At 45.2% G+C, this 25,285-nt stretch carries 24 protein-coding genes; 15 read left to right on the top strand and 9 right to left on the bottom strand.

The window, feature by feature from the left end:
- Window positions 1–29: 29 nt before the first annotated feature.
- From HGO26_RS09340 to HGO26_RS09330, 3 genes are all read right to left on the bottom strand, one after another.
- The gene (locus HGO26_RS09340; protein WP_105250145.1) at window positions 30–1,277 is read right to left on the bottom strand and encodes a DUF819 family protein; all 1,248 of its coding nucleotides are present in this window, start codon (window positions 1,275–1,277) and stop codon (window positions 30–32) included.
- A 156-nt stretch (window positions 1,278–1,433) separates the two neighbouring features.
- A complete protein-coding gene (locus HGO26_RS09335; protein WP_168824767.1) occupies window positions 1,434–2,222 on the bottom strand; it encodes a SirB1 family protein in 789 nt (262 codons plus the stop codon).
- Entirely contained in the window at window positions 2,222–2,617 is a 396-nt protein-coding gene (locus HGO26_RS09330; RefSeq protein WP_006080263.1) for a SirB2 family protein, read from the bottom strand. The genes HGO26_RS09335 and HGO26_RS09330 overlap by 1 nt, the downstream gene beginning before the upstream one ends.
- Window positions 2,618–2,736: 119 nt before the next feature.
- Here HGO26_RS09330 and HGO26_RS09325 point away from each other — a divergent pair, with 119 nt between their 5' ends.
- Entirely contained in the window at window positions 2,737–3,150 is a 414-nt protein-coding gene (locus HGO26_RS09325; protein ID WP_168824765.1) for a GNAT family N-acetyltransferase, read from the top strand.
- 135 nt (window positions 3,151–3,285) lie between these two features.
- Here the strand turns inward: HGO26_RS09325 and prmC are convergent, their stop codons facing one another.
- The 3 genes from prmC to hemA are packed head-to-tail and all read right to left on the bottom strand — an operon-like array spanning window position 3,286 to window position 6,493.
- Window positions 3,286–4,134: a peptide chain release factor N(5)-glutamine methyltransferase gene (gene prmC, locus HGO26_RS09320; RefSeq protein WP_168824763.1), complete on the bottom strand. Its 849-nt coding sequence runs from the start codon at window positions 4,132–4,134 to the stop codon at window positions 3,286–3,288.
- A gap of 2 nt (window positions 4,135–4,136) precedes the next feature.
- Window positions 4,137–5,228 (bottom strand): peptide chain release factor 1, encoded by a 1,092-nt coding sequence (gene prfA / locus HGO26_RS09315; RefSeq protein WP_131523734.1) that lies wholly within the window; start codon window positions 5,226–5,228, stop codon window positions 4,137–4,139.
- Between the two features lie 14 nt (window positions 5,229–5,242).
- Complete coding sequence (gene hemA, locus HGO26_RS09310; protein WP_028761678.1) at window positions 5,243–6,493, bottom strand: glutamyl-tRNA reductase; 1,251 nt, start codon at window positions 6,491–6,493, stop codon at window positions 5,243–5,245.
- A gap of 253 nt (window positions 6,494–6,746) precedes the next feature.
- Here hemA and lolB point away from each other — a divergent pair, with 253 nt between their 5' ends.
- The 3 genes from lolB to HGO26_RS09295 all read left to right on the top strand — a co-directional run bounded on the left by lolB (window position 6,747) and on the right by HGO26_RS09295 (window position 9,307).
- Window positions 6,747–7,391 carry a lipoprotein insertase outer membrane protein LolB gene (gene lolB, locus HGO26_RS09305; RefSeq protein ID WP_168824762.1) on the top strand — a complete coding sequence of 215 codons (645 nt, stop codon included), beginning with the start codon at window positions 6,747–6,749 and terminating at the stop codon, window positions 7,389–7,391.
- Window position 7,392: 1 nt separating this feature from the next.
- Window positions 7,393–8,247 carry a 4-(cytidine 5'-diphospho)-2-C-methyl-D-erythritol kinase gene (gene ispE, locus HGO26_RS09300; RefSeq protein ID WP_028761676.1) on the top strand — a complete coding sequence of 285 codons (855 nt, stop codon included), beginning with the start codon at window positions 7,393–7,395 and terminating at the stop codon, window positions 8,245–8,247.
- 112 nt (window positions 8,248–8,359) lie between these two features.
- Window positions 8,360–9,307, top strand: coding sequence for a ribose-phosphate pyrophosphokinase (locus HGO26_RS09295; RefSeq protein WP_006080255.1), 948 nt, complete (start codon window positions 8,360–8,362; stop codon window positions 9,305–9,307).
- Window positions 9,308–9,492: 185 nt separating this feature from the next.
- On the opposite strand, the gene HGO26_RS09290 is transcribed toward HGO26_RS09295, so the two are convergent.
- A complete protein-coding gene (locus HGO26_RS09290; RefSeq protein ID WP_168824760.1) occupies window positions 9,493–11,355 on the bottom strand; it encodes a methyl-accepting chemotaxis protein in 1,863 nt (620 codons plus the stop codon).
- Window positions 11,356–11,794: 439 nt separating this feature from the next.
- Here HGO26_RS09290 and HGO26_RS09285 point away from each other — a divergent pair, with 439 nt between their 5' ends.
- The 3 genes from HGO26_RS09285 to HGO26_RS09275 are packed head-to-tail and all read left to right on the top strand — an operon-like array spanning window position 11,795 to window position 13,865.
- Window positions 11,795–12,328, top strand: a complete 534-nt coding sequence (locus tag HGO26_RS09285; RefSeq protein ID WP_168824758.1) for a sigma-70 family RNA polymerase sigma factor — start codon at window positions 11,795–11,797, stop codon at window positions 12,326–12,328.
- Window positions 12,328–12,912: an anti-sigma factor gene (locus HGO26_RS09280; protein WP_113939048.1), complete on the top strand. Its 585-nt coding sequence runs from the start codon at window positions 12,328–12,330 to the stop codon at window positions 12,910–12,912. The genes HGO26_RS09285 and HGO26_RS09280 overlap by 1 nt, the downstream gene beginning before the upstream one ends.
- Window positions 12,909–13,865 (top strand): DUF4097 family beta strand repeat-containing protein, encoded by a 957-nt coding sequence (locus HGO26_RS09275; protein ID WP_168824756.1) that lies wholly within the window; start codon window positions 12,909–12,911, stop codon window positions 13,863–13,865. The genes HGO26_RS09280 and HGO26_RS09275 overlap by 4 nt, the downstream gene beginning before the upstream one ends.
- 71 nt (window positions 13,866–13,936) lie before the next feature.
- On the opposite strand, the gene rsuA is transcribed toward HGO26_RS09275, so the two are convergent.
- Window positions 13,937–14,689, bottom strand: coding sequence for a 16S rRNA pseudouridine(516) synthase RsuA (gene rsuA, locus HGO26_RS09270; RefSeq protein WP_168824754.1), 753 nt, complete (start codon window positions 14,687–14,689; stop codon window positions 13,937–13,939).
- A gap of 78 nt (window positions 14,690–14,767) precedes the next feature.
- Here rsuA and HGO26_RS09265 point away from each other — a divergent pair, with 78 nt between their 5' ends.
- The 5 genes from HGO26_RS09265 (at window position 14,768) to HGO26_RS09245 (ending at window position 19,770) form a co-directional block, all read left to right on the top strand.
- Window positions 14,768–15,322, top strand: a complete 555-nt coding sequence (locus HGO26_RS09265; protein WP_168824752.1) for a sugar O-acetyltransferase — start codon at window positions 14,768–14,770, stop codon at window positions 15,320–15,322.
- Window positions 15,323–15,583: 261 nt separating this feature from the next.
- Complete coding sequence (locus HGO26_RS09260) at window positions 15,584–17,668, top strand: M13 family metallopeptidase (protein WP_168824750.1); 2,085 nt, start codon at window positions 15,584–15,586, stop codon at window positions 17,666–17,668.
- A gap of 205 nt (window positions 17,669–17,873) precedes the next feature.
- Complete coding sequence (locus tag HGO26_RS09255) at window positions 17,874–18,659, top strand: RelA/SpoT domain-containing protein (protein ID WP_131523742.1); 786 nt, start codon at window positions 17,874–17,876, stop codon at window positions 18,657–18,659.
- 172 nt (window positions 18,660–18,831) lie between these two features.
- Window positions 18,832–19,239 carry an SMI1/KNR4 family protein gene (locus HGO26_RS09250; RefSeq protein WP_113939053.1) on the top strand — a complete coding sequence of 136 codons (408 nt, stop codon included), beginning with the start codon at window positions 18,832–18,834 and terminating at the stop codon, window positions 19,237–19,239.
- Between the two features lie 30 nt (window positions 19,240–19,269).
- Complete coding sequence (locus tag HGO26_RS09245; RefSeq protein ID WP_168824748.1) at window positions 19,270–19,770, top strand: DUF4447 family protein; 501 nt, start codon at window positions 19,270–19,272, stop codon at window positions 19,768–19,770.
- Window positions 19,771–19,898: 128 nt separating this feature from the next.
- Here the strand turns inward: HGO26_RS09245 and HGO26_RS09240 are convergent, their stop codons facing one another.
- A complete protein-coding gene (locus HGO26_RS09240) occupies window positions 19,899–22,484 on the bottom strand; it encodes a TonB-dependent receptor (RefSeq protein WP_131523744.1) in 2,586 nt (861 codons plus the stop codon).
- Window positions 22,485–22,726: 242 nt separating this feature from the next.
- On the opposite strand from HGO26_RS09240, the gene HGO26_RS09235 reads away from it, so the two are divergent.
- The 3 genes from HGO26_RS09235 to HGO26_RS09225 all read left to right on the top strand — a co-directional run bounded on the left by HGO26_RS09235 (window position 22,727) and on the right by HGO26_RS09225 (window position 25,281).
- Window positions 22,727–23,266 carry a PH domain-containing protein gene (locus HGO26_RS09235; protein WP_168824746.1) on the top strand — a complete coding sequence of 180 codons (540 nt, stop codon included), beginning with the start codon at window positions 22,727–22,729 and terminating at the stop codon, window positions 23,264–23,266.
- A gap of 134 nt (window positions 23,267–23,400) precedes the next feature.
- Window positions 23,401–24,675 (top strand): Nramp family divalent metal transporter, encoded by a 1,275-nt coding sequence (locus HGO26_RS09230; protein WP_168824744.1) that lies wholly within the window; start codon window positions 23,401–23,403, stop codon window positions 24,673–24,675.
- 141 nt (window positions 24,676–24,816) lie between these two features.
- Window positions 24,817–25,281: a YehS family protein gene (locus HGO26_RS09225; RefSeq protein ID WP_168824742.1), complete on the top strand. Its 465-nt coding sequence runs from the start codon at window positions 24,817–24,819 to the stop codon at window positions 25,279–25,281.
- Window positions 25,282–25,285 lie beyond the last annotated feature (4 nt).

Here is a 25,285-nt window from a genome sequence, read left to right as displayed (position 1 = left end):
TTCCCAGCGGTGAATAGGAGCTAAGGCGGTTATACCGCAACTAACTGTAAAATTTGACCACAAATCCATGCCATATAGGTTCCTAACGCATAACCTAATACGGCTAACAGTACGCCCACGGGTGCTAAAGCGGGGTGAAATGCCGCCGCAACTACAGGGGCTGACGCAGCGCCACCCACATTCGCTTGGCTGCCTACGGCCATATAAAATAACGGGGCTTTAATCAGCTTAGCCACCAGTAACATAAAGCTTGCGTGAACGATCATCCACACAATACCAATTAAAAAGTACAATGGCGTATCGAGCACCTTACTCACATCCATATGTAGACCAATGGTCGCAACTAAGATGTAAAGGAAGGCTGAAGCCACTTTTGATGCCCCCGCCGCCTCTAAATGACGCACTGGGCTGAATGACATCGCCAAACCAATCGTTGTGACTATCACCACTAGCCAGAAGAATTTAGAGGTTAAACTGTAATCTGCGGTCCAAGGATAGTTCACTTCAAAAAATGGCCCCAGAAAATCAGCGGCGATATGAGCAATACCTGTGATACCAAAGCCTACAGCGACAATCAGCATAAGATCGCGCAGATTAGGAATACGCGCATTTTCAGCATGATACTTTTCAACTTTATCTTTTAACGCTTCAATTGCAGAAGTATCCGCACCGGTTTTAGCATCGATCTCTTTCGCTTTTGAGGCTAGGAACAGCAGCACTGCCATCCAAATATTGGCGACTATCACATCGACTGTCACCATCACAGAGAAAATATTACCGCCCACATCATAAATTTCTTTCATTGCAGCTTGGTTTGCACCGCCACCAATCCAGCTCCCCGCTAAGGTCGTCATACCACGCCATACCGCATCGGGGCCATCGACCCCAATTAAAGAAGGTTCAATAACCGACACCAGCAACAAGGCGATAGGGCCGCCGATAACGATACCGACAGTGCCAGTTAAAAACATGATCAAAGCTTTCGGCCCTAAACTTAAAATAGCTTTTAAATCAACGCTTAAAATCAATAAGACTAAACAAGCTGGCAGCAAATAACGGGATGCCACAAAATACAGTTGTGAGGTATTACCATCGATTACCCCAAAGGTATTCAATAACGATGGCAAGAAATAGCACAATAAAAGGGCGGGAATAAAACGATAAAACTTCTGCCAAAAAGGATGACTACTGCTACTGGTATAAAATACAAAACCTAGAATTGTCGCGAGTATTCCTAACGCCGTGGCATCGTTCGTCACTAAAGCCGTGCTTGTCATGCTAATTTCTCCCTGTTGATACAGTTATTATTTTTATTAGAGACTTAACTTTTAAGTCCCTGGGTCAAACTTCCATCTGCCCAGTGTTATTATTTTTGCGGATTGAATTCGTTAATAAAAGTTGAATAAATAAGAAGAGCCCCGAAAGGCTCTGCTTTAGTGATAAACCTCGGCGTGTTCGTTTAATTCTTTGAGCTGCATCTTCACTATCTCGATCACGGGATCGTGAGGACTATTATCAACAAAATGCTGCAGATCGGCGGCGGCCACATTAATACAACCCAACTGCTGTGCAATAAATGCCCGCTCACGATTCAAATGTACATCGTCAACATGCCATTGCAACAGCAGACTGCAACACTCCATCGCTGCCTCAAATTGATGCGACACTATGCAACCCGCCTTAAGCTCATGCAGCATACGCGTCAGCAGTTTTTTCACCGTTGCAGGCTTTAAGTAACTTGCCTTAAGCTCAGCAGCATTACCTAACTCGCCGCGCACTAACACGTGCAACTGGTGACGGGTGAGTTCCTTGCCCGTTAAAGGATCCAAATAACTCACTTCACCGCCAATCTTACAACGCAACACCGTATTGCCAGGTAGCAATATGGGTTCGAATTCAAGATCTAACTGCTTCGCAAGCAACATCAATACCGTCGCCAGCGTAGTACTATTACCTTGGCGACTAATTAAGCAAGTACCTAAATCTGCCGCCTCTGTACTGAAGTAGTTCTCACGAACACAAAAACCTAAATCCTCGTAAAACCAATGCAACAGCGCATTAAAACGCTGTTGTTGATCAACCAAGTAATGAGTTAATACGGCTCCCGCCATTTCAAACCAAGCCCATTTAGCGGCTTCAAGTTTAGAAAATCCAAGGTGCGCACCTACATCCAATGCCGACTCGGGCAATGAAATGCCATCTTGCAGAGTGTAGTTACCCATTAACCCAATAATACCGCTTGTTTAAAATGAGCCAATTTAGCAGCATAAACCAACCAACCTATCGCGCCTAAGTAAGCAAACACTTTGAACAATTTGTTTCTGTTCGCTTTTATGGCAATGGCGCCTAGGACAATGTAAGCAACTACAGCACCGATTTTTTCGGTCATCCAAGGATCCACAAAAGGAAATTGCTGGATCATAAAACACAAAGTTAAGCCCGACAGCAGTAGGAAAGTGTCGATAACATGGGGCGCTATCTTGAGCAGCTTCTTCTCCATCAGAGCCGATTGGCGCAGATGCAGGACAAAGCGCACGGTAAGCAGTAACACGCTCAACGCGATAAAGGTAAAATGCAGATGTTTAACCGCAGGATATAGACTGTAAAAAGTTTCCATTACGATACTTATGGCCAGTGACAAAGGCGCTAGTTTACCCTAATCCTTGGCGGCATACCAATGCCTATCAGCCTAGATATTCAGAGCTAACATCATAAAAAATCAAACGAGAAGTGACGATGAATTTAAGCTTAATTAACGATGAATCAACCGAGTTCGCCGACGCTATAAAACAAAAAATTGTCGAGTTCAACCAAGTCCAATGGCAGGGGCTTAGCCGTAAAAATCTCGGCCTCAAATTACAAGATACCGAAGGTAAACTGTTAGCGGGAATAAGCGGCAAAACCTTCGGCAATTGGTTGTTAATCGATTATCTGTGGGTCGATGATTCTTTAAGACACCAAAGTATAGGCACGCACTTATTATTAGCCGCAGAAAGCCAAGCAAAAGAACGCGGCTGCCAATTTGCCCTACTCGATACCTTAGATTTTCAAGCTAAGCCCTTTTATGAGCGCCACGACTATCGCGTGCAGTGGATACAACAAGCCTACCCAGAAACCGGCAGTAAATTCTTTATGGTAAAAGTGTTGTGATGTTTAAGGTTTGGGATCTTCACCTTACACCAACTTAAGGTCGCCCTCTAGAAGACAAAAACGCCATTGGCAATAACCAATGGCGTTCGATAAATCGGCATAACTAGGTAAATATCTTCACTTAAAGCAGAGTTATTACTCCGCCCATTTACCCATAGTGCATCTGTCATTACTGCCAAAGTCTCGCACTGTGGCGACATTCTCGTAGCCCAGTTCGATAAGCTTAGCTCTGAGTTTCACAGCCTGCTCAAAACCATGTTCGAGCAGGATATAGCCGTTAGGCTTTAAGTAATCTCGAGCTGTGTTGGCAATATAGTAAAGATCGGCAAAGCCTTCCTCGGCGGCGGTTAACGCGCTTTGGGGCTCGAAACGCACATCACCTTGGTGCAAGTGTTCGTCAGCTTCATCAATATAGGGCGGATTTGAAACGATTAAATCAAAGTCCCGCGACTTTACGGCACTGAACCAGTCACTCTGGAGAATTTCGACCTGTGGCAGCTTTAAGTTCTCGCGGTTCGCGATAGCCAAAGCCACGGCATCATCGACTTTATCGACCGCGGTGATTTGCCATGACTCACGCTCAGAGGCCAACGCCAGCGCAATTGCCCCAGTGCCAGTGCCTAAATCGAGCACTTTGGCGTAGGTGGAAAGCGGCATGTTCAAGGCGGTTTCAACCAGAATTTCAGTATCAGGACGTGGTATCAAAGTGGTGTCGTTGACGATAAAAGGCAACGACCAAAATTCGCGCTCACCGACAATATGTGCCACAGGTACGCCTTTTTGGCGTTTCTGTACCATTTGCTGGAAGCGTTTCCACTGTTCAATCGTTAGGGATTTTTCAGGCCAAGTATACAAATAGCTGCGGCTTTTATTGAGGCAATATAACAACAAAACCTCTGCATCCAGATGAGCGGATTCAGAGGTTGATGCTAACTGCACATAAGCCCATTGCAGGGCTTCGGCTATGCTAGATTGATCTGACAAAATTACCCCTGCTCGTCAGCCAGTGCGGCTAACTGATCGGCTTGATGCTCTTGCATCAAAGGCAATAAAATCGCATCGAGATCGCCTTCCATCACTTCGTTCAATCGATATAAGGTCAAGTTGATACGGTGTTCGCTCACGCGGCCTTGCGGGAAGTTATAAGTACGTACACGTTCGGAGCGATCGCCACTGGCAACCAGACTACGACGGGTCGATTCTTCAGCGCTACGGCGTTTTTCGTCTTCAACAGCTTGAATACGTGCGGCCAGTACACTCATGGCTTGGGCACGGTTCTTGTGTTGCGAACGTTGATCTTGGCATTCCACCACGATCCCGGTAGGAATATGGGTGATTCGAATAGCTGAGTCAGTTTTGTTAACGTGCTGACCACCCGCGCCCGATGAACGGTAGGTATCAACTTTCAGATCGGCTGGATTGATTGAAATCGCTTCAGCTTCAGGTACTTCGTGGAGTACCACAACAGTAACCGCTGAAGTATGCACACGTCCTTGGGATTCGGTTTCTGGCACACGCTGTACACGGTGGCCGCCGGATTCAAACTTAAGTTTGCCGTATACGCCGTCACCGCTGACCTTCATGATCACTTCTTTAAAGCCACCATGTTCACCTTCGTTACAGCTCATGATTTCGATCTGCCAGCGATTCGCTTCAGCATAACGGCTGTACATGCGGAATAAATCACCGGCAAAAATAGCCGCTTCGTCACCGCCTGCACCAGCGCGGATCTCAACGAAGGCATTTTTATCGTCGTCAGGATCTTTTGGCAATAATAGAATTTGCAATTCGTCTTCGAGCTGCTCGAGTTTGGCCTTAGCGGCTTTCATCTCTTCCTGCGCCATTTCACGCATTTCAGCATCGTCTTCTTCCAGCATTTCTTTGGCAGAATCGAGATCGGCCTGCGCTTGCTGATAGGCTTTAAAGCCAGCAACAACGTCTTCTAACTGGGCGTATTCTTTCGATAACGCACGAAACCTGTCTTGATCAGAAATGACGCTAGCATCACCCAGCAAAGCCATGACTTCTTCATTGCGCTCGAGCAAGCCTTCCAGCTTGCGGATAACGGATTCCTTCATTTAACTCGCTAACCTTAGTTTTTATCTAATCCAAGCGCTGATCTTAACTGACCGAGAGTATTCAAATCGCCCTGACGACTCGCTGCCGTGAGGGCCTGTGTCGGTGCGTGGATAAGTTTGTTGGTCAGGCGATTGGCTAGTTCAATCAATACCTGCTCAGTGTCTGAGCCCTGAGCTAATTTATTCAAGGCGCGTTCCACTAACTCATCTTTTACCGCCATGCTCTGGCTGCGATACTCGCGAATACTGTCGACCGACTCTAAAGAACGGATCCAATCCATAAATAGGAAAGATTGTTCTTCAGTAATTACTTCAGCTTGCTCGGCGGCTTCTTTTCGAGAAGCCATATTCTGTTCAATAATGCTATGCAGGTCGTCCACTGTATACAGAAACGCGTCATCCAAATCGGCGACTTCCGGCTCAATATCCCGGGGAACTGCTATATCAACCAATAACATAGGTTGATGGCGACGCTGCTTTAGCGCTTTTTCGACCATGCCTTTACCTAGGATAGGCAGAGGGCTGGCGGTAGAGGATATCACGATATCGGCTTTTGGGAGATAATCTGGTATCTGCGCCAGTGTAATTGCTGTTGCGCCAAACTCCTCGCACATGCCTTGGGCACGTTCTAACGTCCGATTTGCTACGACCATTGAAGCCACGCCGTTGTCTTTAAGATGCTTCGCAACCAGTTCTATGGTTTCACCTGCGCCAATCAACAGTACTTTAGTGGTCGATATCGATGAGAAAATATGTTTCGCCATGCTTACCGCGGCAAATGCCACTGAAACTGCGGCGGCGCCAATTTCAGTGTCAGTGCGGACTTTCTTAGCGACTGAAAAAGTATTCTGAAAGAGTCTATCTATGGTTAGCGCAACCGTACCAGCCTCTTTGGCCTTAACGAACGCTTGCTTTACTTGACCGAGAATCTGCGGCTCACCAAGGATCAAAGAATCGAGCCCAGAGGCTACGCGCATCAAATGCCTTACGGCATCTTGACCGTGATAGTTATAGAGACAAGGTGCTACATCCTCATGATCTAGGCCGTGATATTCTTCAAGCCACGCAATAATGTCGGCCTCATCGCCGTTGTTGCAATACAACTCAGTGCGATTACAGGTCGAGACAATAACGGCTTCACCCGAGCGTGTACGACTGGCCAGACTCTTCATAGCGTCATGAATTTTGTCCGGAGAGAAGGCTACTTTCTCACGCAGGTCTACCGTGGCTGTTTTATGGTTAATACCGATTGCTACAAGGCTCATCTGACTCTTTCTAGATTCTTGGCGACTCTCTTAATAAGGGCATTCTACTGAATTGGCCCAACTAAAAACAGAATACGCTTAACAAAACCGAATAAAGGTCTAACTTCTTACCTAAATTTTCTATCAATAATAGGTAAGGCAAAATTTGTCCCAAGGGAGCAAATCTAAGTGACCGCCGATGGAAATTTTACGTTTGGCATTGGTATTCTTTCCAAGCCCTCGTATCATAAGGACTTTGGTATATCAGTCATAGATGAATAATTTGAAGCGCCTCACAAAAACCATTTTCTCTTGTTTTACCTTAAGCGCCCTACTCTTACTGGCGGGGTGTGAAACCTTGCCGCCGATGACTGACTTAAGCCCAATCACAGTCAATGATGCGCGCCAAGCCAAAGCTTGGGAATTACAGGGAAAACTAGCGATAAAAACTCCCGACGATAAACTCAGTGCCAATATCTACTGGCGCCACAGTGAAGATCGCGATGAACTCACTCTCACGACAATGCTAGGCACAACTGTGTTGACGCTTAACTCAACCCCAAACTCTGCCCATTTACATATCGATGGCAAAGATTTTCGCGACGATAATGCCCAGCGTTTACTCGAGCGCGTCAGCGGTTGGTCCATCCCCTTGGCCGATTTACCTTTATGGATCACCGGCCAAGTTGGCCCGAATGACCAAGTACTGGAAAGCGATAGCCAAGGCAAACCCAAACAGCTCACGAACACTCAAACCCCACCGCCTTGGCAGGTCACATTTTTAAGTTGGCAATCCCAGAGCGGCGCCAACGTGCCCCATCAATTAAAGCTTGAGCGTGGTGACTTACAACTCAAACTACAATTGAATCAATGGCAAGCCCTCGGCAAGCCTGCAATCATACTCGAAGAGAAACCTTAGCATGCCCGCAGCAATTTCACGCCATTGGCCAGCACCAGCCAAGCTTAACTTATTCTTACACGTGAATGGTCGCCGCGCAGATGGTTATCATGAACTGCAAACCTTGTTTCAGTTTATTGATTACTGTGACATGCTCGATTTTAAGGTCACTGAAACCGCAGAACTGATTTTGCACTCCAATATCTCTAATGTTGTCGCCGATAGCGATAACTTAATTCTGCGAGCCGCAAAATCATTACAACAAACCACAGGCTTTACTGGCGGCGCCGAAATCTGGTTGGATAAACGTCTACCCATGGGCGGAGGTTTAGGTGGCGGCTCGTCAGATGCTGCCACCACCTTAGTGGCACTGAACACGTTATGGAACACACAATTATCGACCGAAGAACTGGCTAAAATCGGCCTTAAACTTGGAGCCGATATTCCTGTTTTTATTCATGGTTTCGCTGCTTTTGCCGAAGGTGTAGGTGAACGCTTACAAGCGGTAAATCCGAGTGAGCCTTGGTACTTAATCATCGCACCCGATGCCCATGTTTCCACCGCTGAAGTATTCCAAGATCCACTTTTACCACGTGATACCCCGAAACTGGCCATAGATACCTTAATGAACCAACCTTGGGCAAATGATTGTCAAAAACTAGTCGTTTCTAAATACCCTCAAGTTGCCAAGGCATTAGGCTGGCTGCTAGAATATGCGCCGTCGAGAATGACAGGAACAGGCGCATGCGTGTTCGGGGAATTCACACAAAAGCAACAAGCTCTCGCAGCCTTGGCGAAATTACCGTCTGAAATGCAAGGATTTGTTGCACAAGGGATGAATCTTTCGCCGCTCATCACGCGACTCAGTCACCCTTAAACTACTTTCTTCTAGAGTAACCACTTAACGATAACGCCTCGGGTTCCTCCCGTCCCTACATCGTCGTTACTCTAGCCACTAAAATATAAAGCAAACGCCTGAGGTTCATACAGTGCCCGACATCAAGCTCTTTGCTGGGAACGCCACCCCCAGTCTCGCTAAAAAGATAGCCGATCGTCTATTTTGCAAACTCGGAGACGCAGTGGTTGGTCGTTTCAGCGATGGTGAAATCAGTGTCCAAATTAACGAAAATGTACGTGGGGCCGATGTGTTCATCATCCAATCCACTTGTGCGCCGACAAACGACAACCTGATGGAACTCATCGTTATGGTTGACGCGCTACGCCGTGCATCTGCTGGCCGTATCACAGCTGTTATTCCTTACTTTGGTTATGCTCGTCAAGACCGTCGCGTTCGTAGCGCCCGTGTACCTATTACTGCAAAAGTGGTTGCCGATTTCCTGTCTAGCGTGGGTGTTGACCGCGTTCTGACCTGTGACCTGCACGCTGAGCAAATCCAAGGTTTCTTCGACGTTCCTGTTGATAACGTATTTGGTAGCCCAGTGCTACTAGAGGATATGTTAGCGAAGAACTTAGATAATCCAGTCGTTGTTTCTCCAGACATCGGTGGTGTTGTTCGCGCTCGCGCAGTAGCAAAACTGTTGGATGATTCTGATTTAGCGATCATTGATAAACGTCGCCCACAAGCGAACGTTGCGCAAGTTATGCACATCATTGGTGATGTTCAAGGTCGTGACTGCATTATCGTTGACGATATGATCGACACAGGCGGCACTCTGTGTAAAGCGGCTGAAGCCTTAAAAGAACATGGTGCGAACCGCGTATTTGCTTACGCAACTCACCCAGTGTTCTCTGGCAAAGCGGCTGAAAATATCGCTAACTCAGTGATTGATGAAGTGATTGTGACTGACACTGTTCCTTTAAGCCCAGAAATGTTGAAAGTGGCTAAAGTAACTCAGTTAACTATGTCTGCGGTACTGGCTGAGGCAATTCGTCGCGTAAGCAACGAAGAGTCTATTTCTGCCATGTTCCGTCACTAATAGTTCTGTTACTGAACGTTCTGACTAATCTGAGCGGTTCCAATGCACAGCTTGCTGTTTTAACGAATCACTAAGCTTGCAGAGCTAATTACTCAGACATAAAAACGCACTCCTCGGAGTGCGTTTTTGTTAGTGTATTTTTTAAGCCAGCTTCTGATCATCAGATGTAAACTGGCTTCTACGCATTAGATTTTAAAATTACTCACCGCACGGAATAAGAACTCAGCCTGCGCCTTAAGCTCATCCGATGCGGACGCATTTGCATCTGCCGCATGGGATGACTCCTCAGCGATATCGCGGATCACCACCACGTTCTTGTTCACTTCGGCCGCCACCATACTTTGCTCTTCAATAGCCGCCGCAATTTGAGTACTCATGTCCATAATATTACGCACGTCGTTATTGATAAGCTTCAATAAAGCGCCTGCACTTGCCGCTTGTTCAGCGCTTTCAACGCCTTGTTTTTGGCTAGATTCCATCAATTGCACAATCGATCGGGTACGCGTCTGCAGCGTTTGAATGATGTTAGCAATCTCTTGGGTTGACGATTGCGTCCGCATCGCTAAGTTACGCACTTCATCGGCAACCACAGCAAAACCACGGCCTTGCTCACCCGCACGCGCCGCTTCAATCGCGGCGTTCAAGGCTAAAAGGTTAGTCTGCTCAGCAATGCCGCGGATCACATCTAGCACGCTACCGATAGTCTCGCTGTCACGTTCCAATTCGTTAACGACCGCTGCTGAGCTATTCAACTGCTCAGCAAGTGACTGGATTTTATGTATCGTTTGCTCAACCTCTAATTGACCACTTTGGGCATTATCGTGGGTCTGACCCGCTTTTGATGCCGCTAATTCGGTTGTTTTAGCGATTTCCTCAATCGTTGCGCCCATCTCAGTGATTGCTGTTGCGACCATGTCGGTCTCATTAAGTTGTTGACCCACACCTTCGGAGGCGAGCATGGCATTTTCTGAAACACGTTTACAGGAAGTGTTAATCGTTGCGACCGACTCAATCACTTGCTCAATCAGCTGTTGGAAGCTACTCACCATGCTATTGAAATGCTGTGCAATTTTACCAAGTTCATCTTGGGTAGAAGCATCACACCTCAATGTCAGATCTTTACTCACCTCAATGCGAGAAATGATCTGAGTGATACGCTCAACAGGCGCGATAATACTGCGGATAATCAAGTAGGTAATGATTGATAGTAGTAACGCAATAAAGATAAACACAGTAATACCGACATTAACACTACTACTCTCAGCATCATCAATGGCCTTAAGAGCTAAGTTTTTCAAGTCACTCGTACTGCTCTCAGTTTGCTGGTTTGCAGCTAAAACTCGCGCCATAGTACCGTCATTTTCGGTCAAACCAAGCTGCTGTTCTTTATTAATTAAGCTTTTGAAATCCTTTTGATATTGAGTAATAAGCTCTTCAATTTTTCGTTGAGTATCAATATCGATACTCGAGGCACGAAGCTTGTCATTAAACTTACCAATATTAGTATCGAAGGTTTCGACATAACTTAGCTCACGACGCAGCATAAAATCCTTTTCGTTACGCCTAAGTTGCAGCATTGCGGCTTCGAGTGCGGGCTGATCAAATTCCTTGAGTAGCGTTTCAACGTTATGCACCGCAGCTCGTAACGTACCGTACAAACCTGTTTTAGGTGTTAAGCCAATCTCTTGTTGTAGCTGCACCACTTCAGAAAAAGCGGCTTGATACTGATTTAAATTACGGTCAAAACTTTCAAGTGAGGCAGTCGATACCCCATATTCTTTAAAGACTTTCTCTAACTCAGGGACAATACTGTCGATAGCCATGTGGCTTTGCTTATGCAGCTCGACATATTTCAAATCCTTGCGAGCGAAAAAGTCCTTTTCATTTTTACGCAAAATTAAGACGTCGCGCTCTAAATCAAGCACACTTTGAGCCGCGTTAGAAAGTTCCGATTTCACCGAATTTGAATAGAGTTGTAATCCAAACATGGCAATTAGTGCCGAAATAGACACTGCAGCACTGAGTAACAACTTTGAGCGGATTAGCATAGAAAGTCCCCGAATATATAATCTATCTTAAAAAGATAGCTGGAAATTAAGCCTTTAACAGCGCAAACATAGCAATACATTAAAAGTTCACATCAAATACTTTGATAGCTTGTCGATTTAAGCTCCCATACTGTGAGTACCGCATTATTTTTAACTTAGTTCTTCAAGGTGATACCCTACCGTTACAACAAAGTATTTCGTTTTAATTACGTTAAATATACCGTCTCAAAGCAGATGTAAGTGTCATAATATCAATTGATATAAAATGAATTACTTCATTAGCTTAGCAGTACTTTTTCGGGCGAATTCTACTACAAATTACAAAAATGTTACGCTGGATAATTAATCTAAATAAAATATATTTTTTAAGGTTCCAAACCTTTTGTAGCGCCCACTGCGTCAAAACTACAACACTCAATCATTATGGCAGGAAATTACAGTGACAGCAGGGATCCTCCCACTCAATGGCTCAATGTCTGACTTTGAACTGGTCACCTTAGCGAGCCAAGGAGACAGAACTGCCTTCAAGTTGCTGTATCAAAGCCATTACCAACGTATTTACGCCCTATCACTGCGCCTTTGCGGCCATAGCGCTATGGCTGAAGAAATAACCCAAGAGTGTTTTATTTTAGTGTGGCAGAAGTTGCCACAATTTCGAGGTGAGAGTCAGTTTTCCACTTGGTTACACAGTATTTGTGTCAATCAAGCATTGAGCAGCATTCGTAAACAAAAGTCCTTTTGGTCACGATTTATTCCGCTGGAACAAGAAACTGAACCCTTAAGCCCTGATAGCAGCTATAGCGGATTAGATAAGTTAATTTTCAAACTGCCAGAACGCGCTCGCATGGTTTTCGTACTCTGTGCAATCGAAGGTTATCAACATGATGAAATCGCTGACTTACTCGGCATTGCCGTCGGTACCAGCAAGACCCAATACCATAGAGCTAAGCAACTACTACAGGAGATGCTGTAATGACGTTAACGCCGCTTTCCCGTGAACAACAGCTTGAGCAATTGATCAATAGCGCGCCCAAAGAGATGTCGCCTACACATGATCTGTGGCAAGGCATTGAAAAACGCATGGATAAAACGTTGATACCCCAAACGTACAAATCCCAGAAGAGTCACGCTTGGGCGATAGCGGCTTCGTTTATTATTCTAGCGGCATTGGGATATACCCAATTGCCCTATTTCAACTCATTCATAATGCAGCAGACAGAGCTTGCCCAGAACCAAGCTATGCCAGAGCAACCAGGGGATGCGGCCTTACATTTATTACTCACCCAAATTGCAACATCACACCAAGCGCAAGTGGACAACCTAGAACAGGCGCCAAATGCGCTAATGTGGCAAACGAGCAGCTTCAGCGCACCCGTTGAGCAAGGTTTAACTGAGCTAAGGCTCGCGGCAACACAGATTTACCAAGCTTTACAAGCGAATCCAACCGATAAACAACTTTGGCAACTGTGGCTTTGGGTGCAGCAGCGTGAGCTCGACCTATTACAACAGGGCCAAAAATTACCCATTAGAAACTCGACACAAGGAAACACCCTATGAGTAACCTCAATCTCACTAAAGCTAGCCTATTGGTTTCGACACTCTGTTTAGGCTTAATGGGCAATGTGTTAGCAGCACAAAGCGTTGATAAACAGTTAAGTGTCAGCAGCGACACTCAACTGCAGATCAAAGTCCAACGCGGTGATGTGACCATTCAAACATGGGATAAGAGTGAAGTGAGTGTCACTGGCACATTAGATGAATTGAGCGAAGGCTTTGTGTTTGAGCAACAGGGAAATAGTCTCAATATCGAAGACAAGATGCCTCGCCACTATAATGGCAATAATGACAAAGGATCACAGCTCACCATTAAAGTCCCAAAAACGGTTAAACTCAGTGCAGATACCATATCTGCCAATCTGCAAGTTGCCGAAACTCAAGGTGAACTAGATTTGAATACGGTAAGCGGCAATATCAACGCCAACAACTTAAGTGGTAAACCTGAGTTACATACAGTCTCTGGTGATATCACGACCAAAGCACTTGATGGAAAAATCAAATTAGAAACCGTATCCGGCACGATTCAGGACACTGACAGTAAAGGAGAAATGAATTATCGCCTCGTTAGCGGTGACTTAAAAAGCCACACTCAGGCAGAAAAAGTCACGATTGAACAAGTCTCAGGTGAAGTGAATGCTAACTTTAGTGTCACCAAGGAAATCGAGCTCAGAACCGTCAGCGGAGATTCACAAGTGTCACTCGCTAAAAACTTCAACAAAGCGAATTTAGAAAGTGTGAGTGGCGATATTACCGTGATCTTTAATGATGTTCCCGATGCCAGCTTCAACTTAGATGGTGGTCCTGGTGGAAAAATCAACAACGGTTTAACCCAAGATGTACCGCAAAAACAAAAATATGTACCAAGCACAGAGTTATCATTCCAAACAGGCTCTGGTGCAGCCAACGTGAAGATGAATACCATCAGCGGTCATCTGATTTTAAAGAAACAGTAATAAAAGCTATTTAGCACAAATAAAAATGCCGCCAAAGTAAAACTCGAGCGGCATTTTTTATATCAAACTCATCAGACTGAAGCTATCTCTTCAGCCGTCAAATATCGCCATTCACCCAGTGCTAAGGAGGGGTCTAATTCAATTTGCCCTACACTTTCACGATGCAACCCTTGCACATGATTGCCCACAGCGGCAAACATACGCTTCACTTGATGATACTTACCTTCGGTGATAGTTAATCGCACTAATTGTGGATCAATAATCTCCAGTAACGCCGGCTTAGTTAGACCATCTTCACCGCGCAATTCAACGCCAGCGGCAAATACCGCAATCAAACGAGCATCCACAGGCTCAGCGAGTTGCACTAAATAACGTTTGCCACATTCTTTCTTCGGTGAGGTGATCTTATGCGACCATTGGCCATCACTGGTAATCAACACAAGTCCTGTAGTGTCAGCATCTAAACGACCAGCAATGTGCAAAGTTTCTGGCTTAGGCACATCCACTAAGCTCAATACCGAAGGGTAGGTTTCATCTATCGTCGAGCAAATAGTGTCTACCGGTTTGTTAAGCATTAAATAACGCTCGCCCACTAAGACAATCGGCTCGCCTTCAAGGCAAACACACATACCTTCAGTCACTTTAAAACCCGAGTCTTTAACGACTAAGCCATCACAAGTAATATCACCGCGATGCAAGGCTTTTTTCGCTAATGAGCGAGTCAGTGAGGTACTCTCACAGATAAATTTGTCTAAACGCACGTTAATACTCAACTTCAATAAAGAAAACTGCCGTATTATGAAGCCGACCAGTTCAAAGGGCAAAGAATTGCTGCTCAACGCGAGCTGTGTTTCTATATGAGCCCTTACGCATTGACAGTAATCACCATAGGGAAAGATGCTATGACTGAATTCCAAAAGATGATCACAGGCCAAGAATATGATTGTCTTGACAGCGAACTCTTAAGTTTAAGAACACAACAGCAGCGACTGAATCGACAATTAAATCAAACAATTGCTCAAAATAGCACTGAGTACGCCCAACTCTGCCAACAACTTCTGCCCCTTAAATCGCCTGCTGCAACTATCTCCACGCCGATTTTTATCAGTTATGGCATCAATCTCACTCTTGCTGACAGAGTGTTCATCAATGTCAATGTCACCTTGCAGGATAATGCCCCCATTTTTATTGATGAACAGACTATGATTGGTCCCAATGTACAGTTTTATACCTCAAGTCACCCACTTGATGCCGAGCTACGTTGCTCAGGTTTGGAAACCGCTAAAGCGATTCACATCGGTAAACGGGTATGGATTGGCGGCGGCGCAATCATAATGCCAGGAATCAATATTGGTGATGATGCCGTCATCGGTGCTGGCGCCGTAGTAACTAAAAATGTCGCTGCCAAAACAGTGGTTGCATGCAACCCTGCAAAACAAATTAGGCAACTGAATTAACCCTATTTTAAAATGAGAAATCGAAGTGCTCGCTTACCTGAAAAGGCCTGCATACGGTAACTTTACAGCTACTGACTTAAATATGCTAACTGGTAACCTTTAGTTACATATCACTCAAGATAAATCCACGATAAACACTGTAATGACCTTGTTTCGATTCCTAGTAAGGCATTAACATAGTTCATTGCGCCTGAAGCAATCCCATTTTGCCAAAATAACAGCCCCAATAATGGGCACAATAATAAACTCGAAGGAAACAACATGAGAAAAGTACTCATTGGGGGACTGTGTGCCTCACTTATCGCAGGCCTGACTGCCTGTAATGACAAGGCTGCCGAAGTTAAAGCACCTGAAACTGCTAAAACAGCCACCGCAGCGGCAGTGACTCAAGCACTAGGTTCTGGAATTGAATTTGCTAATTTTGATAAAGCGATTCGTCCACAAGACGATTTCTATAAATACGTTAACGGCACTTGGCTAAAAAACACTGAGATCCCATCCGATCGCACTAGCATTGGCGCTTTCTACGATTTACGTGAAAAATCACGTGACGACGTAAAAGCTATTATCGAAGAAGTGGCTGCAACGCCCAATCTCGCCGCTGGTACAGACGAGCAAAAAGTGGCCGATTTATATCGTTCATTTATGGATACAGAGACACTCAATAAGCTGGGAGTCACACCAATCCAAGGCGAATTTGATGCTATTAATGCCTTAAAAGATAAGAATGAATTAGTGAAGTACTTCGCCCACAGCCAAATCGCTGGCGCGGGTACCCCAATAGCATTTTATATCGATATTGATGCGAAAAACTCTAGCCGTTACGCAACTCATCTCTATCAATATGGCCTAAGCCTGCCAGAGAAAGACTACTACTTTAACGAATCAGAACGCTTCGTTAATATCCGTAAGGCATATGTCGCCCATATCGAAAAAATGTTTACCCTTGCGGGTCTTGCTAACCCTAAAGCCAGTGCTGAAGCTATTTTAGCCTTAGAAACGGCGATTGCAGCTAAGCATTGGGATGTGGTTGAAAACCGCGACAGCACTAAGACCTACAATCTATATCAAGTCAAAGATCTGCCAACACTGGCACCGGATATCGATTGGGCAGGCTACTTAGCCGCTCTTGGCGCTGACAAGCAAACCGATATCATAGTTAACCAACCTAGCTATATCCAAGGATTAAACGAAGTTTTAAAAACGACTGAGTTAGCCACTTGGAAAACCTATATGCAATGGCAAGTGCTGACGCACGCGGCGAGCAATCTAAGTGAAGCGTTAGACAATGAAAACTTCGCTTTCTTCTCTAAAACCTTAAATGGTCAAGAAGAACAAGAACCTCGTTGGAAGCGTGGCGTTGCAGCCGTCAATGGCGTTCTTGGTGAAGTTGTGGGTAAAGTGTATGTCAAACGTCACTTCACTCCAGAAGCCAAAGACCGTATGCAAGCACTGGTAGAAAACCTGCGTGGTGCTTACGGCGACAGCATCAAAGAATTAACTTGGATGAGCGACAGCACTAAAGTGGCTGCGGCGGATAAATTAGCAAAATTCAACCCGAAAATCGGTTACCCGAACAAATGGGAAGATTACAGTAAGCTGACCATCAAGGCAGACGACTTAGTCGGTAACGCTATGCGTGCCAGCGAAGTTGAACATGCTAAATCATTAGCCAAACTGGGCGCGCCAATCGATAAAGACGAATGGCACATGACGCCACAAACGGTTAACGCTTACTACAACCCAACCATGAATGAAATCGTGTTCCCTGCAGCTATTCTGCAACCACCATTCTTCAATTTGGCAGCTGACGATGCAGTCAACTACGGTGGTATTGGTGCGGTAATCGGCCATGAAATGGGCCACGGTTTTGACGACCAAGGCGCTAAATTCGATGGCGAAGGCAATATGCGTGATTGGTGGACAGAGCAAGACTTGAAAGAGTTCTCTGCTCGCGGCAAAGCGCTAATCGCACAGTACGATGGTTACGCAGTGTTTGATGATCTGCATGTCAACGGCAGCTTAACCTTAGGCGAAAACATTGGTGACTTGTCAGGTGTGACTATCGCTTATCGTGCTTATAAGAAATCCCTTAACGGTAAAGATGCACCCGTTATCGATGGCTTAACGGGCGATCAACGTTTCTTCATCGGCTTCACGCAAATTTGGCGCGCAAAAGCTAAAGAAGAAGCCATGCGTAACCGCGTAGCGACCGATCCACACTCACCTGCGGAATTCCGCGCACTGGGTGCACTATCTAACATGCCTGAGTTCTACACTACATATGATGTAAAACCTGGCGATGCCATGTATATCGCACCAGAGAAACGCGTAAAAATTTGGTAAGCCAAATTTAAATCACTGTTCAGCGGCATAAGCTGGCCAACAATGGCGCTCACTGTTACAGGTGGCGCCATTTTTATTTCCTTAAACCACTGAGCCCCATGCGCAAGATGAACAAGTCTTCATGGTTGGTTCAGCTTTAATTAAGCAATAGAAGCCTATGGTGGATGCGTGACCTGAATAACTCACCCATAAGGAAGTAGGCCGCATGACTAAGTTATTTCGTACCTTTTTTATTTTTCTACTCTTATTATCGAGCCGCGCTGGTGTAGCAAATCCTCTCGACATCAGTGACAGTAAAGCAGAACGTGGTAATTACAGTGCAAGACAGGCATCAAGCCATGACCTACAAGGTCTATATGCACTCAGCAGTCAGACCTTCGATGCGCCTCATCAATCCTCGAATGACTTATCCGTGCTCCATCACCAAGCCTATGATGCACAAGCTGAGCTCGCTCAATTACTCACCAAGATTGCCCATTATTCACAGGCACAAGTGATTGTTCCGCCAGTAAAGAGTTACCAAAGAGCAGCCGATAAAGTGGCCACAAAATTTAACGGTGATGCCAGCCAAATTACCGACCTTGCAAGGGCAAGTATTGTGACCGACAGCATTCAAGATCTGATGCAGGCCTACCAAACTTTGAATGAGCACACCCAAGTTGTGAAACAAAAAAACCGCTTTGCCGAACCTAAAGCCTCCGGCTATCGCGATCTCAATCTACTGGTACGCTTACCCCAATCAGGCATGATTGCTGAAGTGCAATTACACCTACAGGATATCGCTGATATCAAAAATGGTCCTGAACACAAGGTATATGAAAAAGTACAGAGGATTGAGGCCAATGCTCGTAAACAACAACGTTCACTAAGTGAGTTTGAACTCGCGCAGATTGCCCAATTACGTCAAGAATCACATAAGTTGTACCACAAGGCATGGCTTAACTATAAACGGGTTGATGAAGCCAGTTTATTAAGAGCCTCAGTCGCTTAACTAAAAATCTTCCACTCTTGCGCTGGTTATCTGTAAAGGTGCCAGCGCCTTTTTTTATATTTTACAGCGCCTGAAACATCATCTTATATAAGGTGTAAAAAAGCACTCTCTCGCATCAAAGTGCTATTTGAGTATATAATCCCGCGCCATAGCCCTATCAGCAGGAAATGCCATGCACGACATTATTGAGCAACTCCAAGAACGCAGCGAAACTGTTCCTGTACCACTCGAATTACCCACATTTGAGCAGCTCGTCGAAGTCGAAGAGCAAATCCTGATTTCATTGCCAAGGGAGCTAAAAGAATACCTGTTGTATGCCAGTGATGTGATTTACGGCACGATAGAGCCAGTAACAGCATCGGATCCCTACTCGCACACCTACCTGCCCGAAGTGACTTGCTATGCGTGGTCCATCGGTATGCCAAGGGACATGATTGCCATATGTCAGCAGGGTGATGCTTTTTACTGTATCGACCAAGATGGTCAAGTACATTTCTGGAAAAACGGCGACTTTACCGATATCTATTGGGAGTCGTTTTGGGAATGGGTTGAAGAAATCTGGTTAAAGATCAAATACTAATTTTACTTTTATTGCATTGAGAACACGATTATGTCTAAGAACATTGGCTTGAATGCCATCGAAATGAGCTACTTACGCCAGTCACTCAGCTTAAGCGCGGCTCAAGTTGGTGCTCTGACTAACCATAGCGAAGCCGATGTACTCGCCTGGGAAAGCGGTGAACAACTGGCACCTGATCTGGCGCAAAAGAAACTGCTTGATATTGATGACATCATTGAGATGCAAGTGCTCAACACCTGCGATGGTATCGAAGAACTATTTAAGAAAGAACCTAAGCGTCACTTAGCCTTCGTGGTCTACCCCACTCAAGCGGTTTACACACAATACAACCCCGAATTCTTAAGTTCACTGCCTTTTACTGAGCTGTACAACACGGCCGCTTGGCGCATCAAGAAAGAGTGCAAACTGGTCCTAGAAGTCGACGTCAGCCTAGTGGCCCTCGACGTGGAGGCCTACAAAGCCTTCCGTGAACCGACCAAAATGAGTGAAAGCCGCGAAAGTCGCGCAAAGTGGGCAGCGACTCAGTTATAAACTCAACCGTCACAAGTTTTAACCCTATAAAAATAAAGGCCAATATCATTATTGGCCTTTTTTATTAGAGATCACACCACCCATCATAAATGACGCGCCATTCCGAATGAAATGACGCTAAGCGGTAGTTAGAAGTTCATCGTGAATTTAGTGTAAATGTAGCGGCCCATAGGATTATGTACTGAAATAACATAGCCGTAGAGATCCGTATCACCGTCACCGATAGCAAATGGTGGCTCTTCATCAAATACGTTGTTCACGCCTAGTGTCAGCTTGAACATTTCATTGAAGCGATAAGTACCAGACATGTCGACCAATAATTGAGAGTCGATCATACGAGACTTATTACTTTCAAAATCAAGTACACCATCGAAATTGATATCTGGGGTATCTTCAAATTCACCGATGTAACTCAAATTAATATTGGCGGCAAAATTATCCATAGTCCAGTTAGTGGTGAGTAACCAGCGATGTTGAGGGAACTTATACTCACCCGTGTAATCCAGACCGTCTTTCTCAAAATTATGTAAGTAGCTGTACTCTAAGCCAAACTTCAAATCCCCATAGCTATCTAACTCAAAACCATAATGGCTAGAGACATCCATCCCTTGTACATCTTGAGAGCTTAAGTTGATAAAGCTTGAATGGATAATACTGATCGGACCTAAAGTTTGACCTAGCTGTGGCGCTAAGCGCTCGCACACAGTGCTATTTTGATCGTTACAATTTGCAGTATAGATATCGCCTAATGGCTGTTTATCAATTTTGTTGTCTTGCGTGATGCTAAAGATATCAAAACCCACATCAAACGTCTGACTCGGCGCCCAGATCATACCGACGTTCCAAGTTTCGGATTCTTCAGCATCCAGCTCAGAGTTACCTTCAAATTCAGTGTTGTAATCTAAGGCTTCACAATCAACATTATCGGCAGCGCAACGGTAAGTATCGACAAAGAAACTACTTTCGCGAGATGGACCAAGACCGATTTGCGCTAACGAGGGTGCACGGAAGCCCGTAGACCAAGACGCGCGCGCCGTTAGCTCGTCAGTCACTCCCCATTGAAAGGCGACTTTAGGGTTAGTCGTTGAACCAAAATCGCTGTAATGATCATATCGACCAGCGAGTTGCAACTCGAAGTTATCCGTGACTGGAATAGATAATTCCATATAAGCGGCATATTGCTCACGGGATGCTGCCGCAGAGACAGCTTCAGTACCAAAAATCAATCCACGTTGGAATTGCTCATCGGGCACATCACTGACATCTTCTTCGCGATATTCAGCTCCCGCCGCCATCATGATGTCGCGACCAGCCAAGGTAAATGCTTGACCAGATATGTTAGCCGCATAAGATGTCATGTTTGACAAACCTTGGCGAACTAAACTGGTGGTAATAGCGTCAATGACCTCTTGTGAGTTCATCGTGCCGCCGAAAGGATTGTAACGACCCGCATCAATTTCACGTTGCAAATAATCTGTTCTTACCCAGCCTTGGCTGCGATCACCCGTTTGAGTCGACTCACTGCGACCTTTTTGAACAGAAGCTTCCCAATCCCACTCTTTTACTACACCGCGTAAACCAGCAACCAAACGTAAACTATCGGATTCAATATCCCAACGTCGTGCGCCCGCATCAACCGTACGGAAGCGACCAATTTCAATATCTTTCCCCCAAGGATTATTCGGGTGAGATCCAGGTACAGTTAAACCAGCATCCTCGTCAAGTGGTGTCGGTGCTCCACCTGCGATTGAGGTATTGTGCTGCGCCGCTAACTCTAAAAATGCTGTTAAATCATCATTAAAATGATAGTCAAATTGGCCAATAGCCCCTACACGCTCCGCAGCCGGTGCAACAAAATTGTATGAGCCGTACTCAAATAAACAACTTCCACTCGCGGTTGCACTATCAGCAGGACAAGCAGGGTCGATAGTTTTAACACCATCAACATAGAAATACCCAGGAAAGCCACGGGAAGAACGAAAATCTTCACCACCATAAGGTGATTGATTTGAAACACCAAAACGTCCTAAATCAGTCGCAGCTAAAGTGTCATTTTTGAAATAGTCGAGGATAACGGAAGCACTGCCCTTATCGGACTTCATCCCCCACACCATATTCGCTGTAGTTTCATCGTAGCCAGTGCCTGAAGCATCACCGTAGCCAAGATTGACCTCAATGCCTTCAATATCTTTTTTCAGAACAATGTTAACCACACCCGCGATCGCATCAGAACCATAAATAGCCGATGCACCGTCCTTCAGTATGTCGATACGTTCAATAGCTGATACCGGAATATTATTGATATCAACAAAGGAATTAGTGATACCTTCGGCAAAAGCACTCGCCGCAACACGACGACCGTTAATTAACACTAAGGTCGCGTCTGGGCCTAAACCACGTAGACTGATAGATGCGCCGCCGTTGGCGGTTGAATCTTGGCTGTTTCCTCGGGTAGAAAACGCGCCAGCACCATTGGCAGGCATGCGTTCAAGTAATTGCTGCAGGTTATCAAATCCCATATTGGCAATATCGTCTTTACTGATCGATTGAATAGGGGAAGGGCCTTCAATATCGGTACGTTTAATACGGGAACCCGTTACTTCAATACGTTCAACTTTTTCTGCACCTTTATCGGCAGCATGGGCCACGGTTGGCGCGCATGCCATAGCAATTGCGATTGCACAAGCACTGGGTAGAATCTGAGGTCTGTTCATACATTTCCCTTGTTTTATTTATCTCATTAAAATTATTTTAACAATAAGAAAACCCTAAATTAACAACATATAAGGTAATGAGTTACAAACCAAAGTCAATGGCAGAGAAATAAAAGTTAAACTTTTGTTACATTTGAGGCAGTGTATTTTCCTCATACGAGAATCAAAGAACGTCTAGGCACTAAAAATTCAACCTACAAGACAAGTCGCAGTATTTGAATATCAGAATTTAAGGAAGAAAGATGGAAGACAAGATTATTTATCAAGCAGAGTTTGAAACCCATTTAGGTCTGTATTGGTTGCTTTCAGGGGCCGCCTATTTCAGCCTAAGCATAATAGGTATTCCCTTGTTATTACTTTGGTTTCCAATAGGGCTGTGGGGGACTCGCCGCTATATTAACAACATGAGTGCGCAGCTCACCAGCAATAAACTTATTGTCAGGAGGGGCATATTAACTCGTACTGAAAACACTGTGCCTTTGGACAAAATTACCGATATGGCATTGATTCAAGGCCCAATTATGCGCCTATTTGGTCTGCATAAACTCACGGTAGAAACCGCAGGGCAATCGGGCGCAGGCGCATTGATAAGCTTAGTCGGCATAGTCGATGCGCCTCGATTTAGAGCCCGCGTATTAGAACAAAAAGAACGGCTTACCCAGCCCTTGCACCCAATAAGCCCATCGGCACAGCCAGATAATACGCTGTTACAAATCGTAGTCGAAATGGCTGCAAGCTTAAAACGCATTGAAACTTTACTCAGTCAAAAATTAAACAGATAAATTGAATAAAACGACTTTTAGTTCAATCACTTTACCTTTAATGTTGAGCCACTCACTTAGCGTTAGCGCAGCCTTAACATGAGGGAGTGTTCGATTCCCCAGATTAATTTTCAACAGGCATTTTTAATAACGACATGACAGAATCTTCAGTAACTTCTCCTTCATCCCCTTGGATGACACACCTAACTCTCGGCATTAAAGCCATGGGCCCAGGTGTTCTTATGGCCGCCGCGGCGATTGGCGCATCCCATTTAGTCGCCTCGACTCGGGCGGGCGCCGAATTTGGTTGGCAACTGGCTTGGGTTATTCTTGGGGTGAATTTACTTAAGTATCCCTTCTTTGCAGCTGGCGCACGCTACACAGCTGCCACAGGGGAGAGTCTACTGCACGGCTACCAAAAACAGGGCCGAGGTTACTTACTGCTGTTTACTGGGCTCAATGTGATCGCCGCCATTGCCAGTACTGCAGGGGTATGCATGTTAACCGCCGCTATGTTGACCCAATTTATTCCGCTGCCCATCGATTGGTTAGCCCTGCTGGTATTGCTAAGTTCATTGGCTTTACTGATTTTAGGCCATTATCAACTCCTTGATAGACTCACTAAGATCATCATGTTCGCCCTAACCTTAACCACCTTAATTGCCGTGGCCTTAGCTTGGGATCACGCTCAACCATTAGCGAGCAATTTTATCTCTCCTTCACCTTGGCAATGGGCCCATGTGGGATTTTTGGTCGCCATGATGGGTTGGATGCCAGCACCGATTGAAGTCAGCGCTTGGAATTCTCTCTGGTTGCTCGAAAAACAAAAAAGCCAGACGGTCACGAAAGCGCAGGCACTGCTCGACTTTAACTTAGGCTACATCATAACTGCGATCCTCGCGATCGTGTTTTTGTCCTTGGGCGCCTTAGTGATGCACGGCAGCGGCGAACACTTTTCAGATTCCGGCGCGCAGTTTGCTAATCAATTGATTAATCTTTACAGCCAAGTGATGGGCGGCGAGAGTCGTTATCTTATTGGTATTGTGGCATTTCTGTGTATTTTCAGCACAACAGTAACAGTGATCGATGGCTATAGCCGTACCTTAGATATGGGCTGGCAGTTACTCACCTCAAAGGCCAGTTCAGACAAACGTCTCACTGGGATCATGCTCGCCATCAGTGCCTTAGGCTTGTTACTGATCCTCTTCTTTAAAGGTGCACTCTTACCGTTACTCGAGTTTGTGATGATCTTGGCCTTTATGACCACAGTCATTTTTGCTTGGTTAAATTACCGCTTAATGACCAGCAAACAGCTCCCCGAGGCCGATAGATACGGCGCGAAGATGAAACTACTCTCTTGGTTTGGCCTGATTTATCTACTGATTTTCGCTGCACTGTTTATCTACTGGTACAACATCATTAAAGGTTAATTACCCAGAATGTTTATGCCGGAGCAATAAATGGCCTTAACTAACTGCCATTAAATTCCCGCTGAATTCTGCAATTAAGGTGGTTTGGGTATATAATGCGGGCTCTTAAACCAGACAGCGCAGCCGCGCCAAGAGATGACCATGATTAATAATGATATTTTGCGCCGTTTGCGCTTCGTGTTTGATTTTAGCAATGCAAAAATGATTAAAATTTTTGCTAAAGCTGGAAGAGAAGTGCCTGTCGAAGAGATGATTGATCTTCTACGTAAAGAAGAGGAAGAAGGTTATAAAGCTTGTAACGACACGACCTTATGTCAGTTTTTAGATGGTCTTATCATAGAGAAGCGCGGTCTACGTGAAGGTGCAGAAATTCCAGCACCCGTTTCACGTTTAAACAACAACCTCATCTTTAAAAAACTGAGAGTTGCCCTCGAAATGCGTGAAGAAGACATAGTAGCAGCTTTGGCTTTAGCCGAAGTGCAAATGTCAAAATCAGAGCTAAGCGCCCTGTTCCGCAATCCAGACCACAAGAATTTTAAAGAGTGTGGCGATCAAATACTGCGTAACTTTATCCGCGGCTTATCACTTAAGTATCGCGGCGTATAACGCT

It is taken from the genome of Shewanella oncorhynchi, assembly GCF_012584455.1.
In the GTDB taxonomy this organism is placed as follows: domain Bacteria; phylum Pseudomonadota; class Gammaproteobacteria; order Enterobacterales; family Shewanellaceae; genus Shewanella; species Shewanella oncorhynchi.
This window is presented reverse-complemented; position numbering and strand designations above follow the sequence as displayed.

Bases quoted from the DNA above. Each gene is read 5' to 3' on its own strand.
- HGO26_RS09340 (WP_105250145.1), bottom strand. From the start codon at position 1,277: ATGACAAGCACGGCTTTAGTGACGAACGATGCCACGGCGTTAGGAATA.
- HGO26_RS09335 (WP_168824767.1), bottom strand. From the start codon at position 2,222: ATGGGTAACTACACTCTGCAAGATGGCATTTCATTGCCCGAGTCGGCA.
- HGO26_RS09330 (WP_006080263.1), bottom strand. From the start codon at position 2,617: ATGGAAACTTTTTACAGTCTATATCCTGCGGTTAAACATCTGCATTTT.
- HGO26_RS09325 (WP_168824765.1), top strand. From the start codon at position 2,737: ATGAATTTAAGCTTAATTAACGATGAATCAACCGAGTTCGCCGACGCT.
- prfA (WP_131523734.1), bottom strand. From the start codon at position 5,228: ATGAAGGAATCCGTTATCCGCAAGCTGGAAGGCTTGCTCGAGCGCAAT.
- hemA (WP_028761678.1), bottom strand. From the start codon at position 6,493: ATGAGCCTTGTAGCAATCGGTATTAACCATAAAACAGCCACGGTAGAC.
- lolB (WP_168824762.1), top strand. From the start codon at position 6,747: ATGAATAATTTGAAGCGCCTCACAAAAACCATTTTCTCTTGTTTTACC.
- ispE (WP_028761676.1), top strand. From the start codon at position 7,393: ATGCCCGCAGCAATTTCACGCCATTGGCCAGCACCAGCCAAGCTTAAC.
- HGO26_RS09290 (WP_168824760.1), bottom strand. From the start codon at position 11,355: ATGCTAATCCGCTCAAAGTTGTTACTCAGTGCTGCAGTGTCTATTTCG.
- HGO26_RS09280 (WP_113939048.1), top strand. From the start codon at position 12,328: ATGACGTTAACGCCGCTTTCCCGTGAACAACAGCTTGAGCAATTGATC.
- HGO26_RS09275 (WP_168824756.1), top strand. From the start codon at position 12,909: ATGAGTAACCTCAATCTCACTAAAGCTAGCCTATTGGTTTCGACACTC.
- HGO26_RS09265 (WP_168824752.1), top strand. From the start codon at position 14,768: ATGACTGAATTCCAAAAGATGATCACAGGCCAAGAATATGATTGTCTT.
- HGO26_RS09260 (WP_168824750.1), top strand. From the start codon at position 15,584: ATGAGAAAAGTACTCATTGGGGGACTGTGTGCCTCACTTATCGCAGGC.
- HGO26_RS09255 (WP_131523742.1), top strand. From the start codon at position 17,874: ATGACTAAGTTATTTCGTACCTTTTTTATTTTTCTACTCTTATTATCG.
- HGO26_RS09250 (WP_113939053.1), top strand. From the start codon at position 18,832: ATGCACGACATTATTGAGCAACTCCAAGAACGCAGCGAAACTGTTCCT.
- HGO26_RS09245 (WP_168824748.1), top strand. From the start codon at position 19,270: ATGTCTAAGAACATTGGCTTGAATGCCATCGAAATGAGCTACTTACGC.
- HGO26_RS09240 (WP_131523744.1), bottom strand. From the start codon at position 22,484: ATGAACAGACCTCAGATTCTACCCAGTGCTTGTGCAATCGCAATTGCT.
- HGO26_RS09235 (WP_168824746.1), top strand. From the start codon at position 22,727: ATGGAAGACAAGATTATTTATCAAGCAGAGTTTGAAACCCATTTAGGT.
- HGO26_RS09230 (WP_168824744.1), top strand. From the start codon at position 23,401: ATGACAGAATCTTCAGTAACTTCTCCTTCATCCCCTTGGATGACACAC.
- HGO26_RS09225 (WP_168824742.1), top strand. From the start codon at position 24,817: ATGATTAATAATGATATTTTGCGCCGTTTGCGCTTCGTGTTTGATTTT.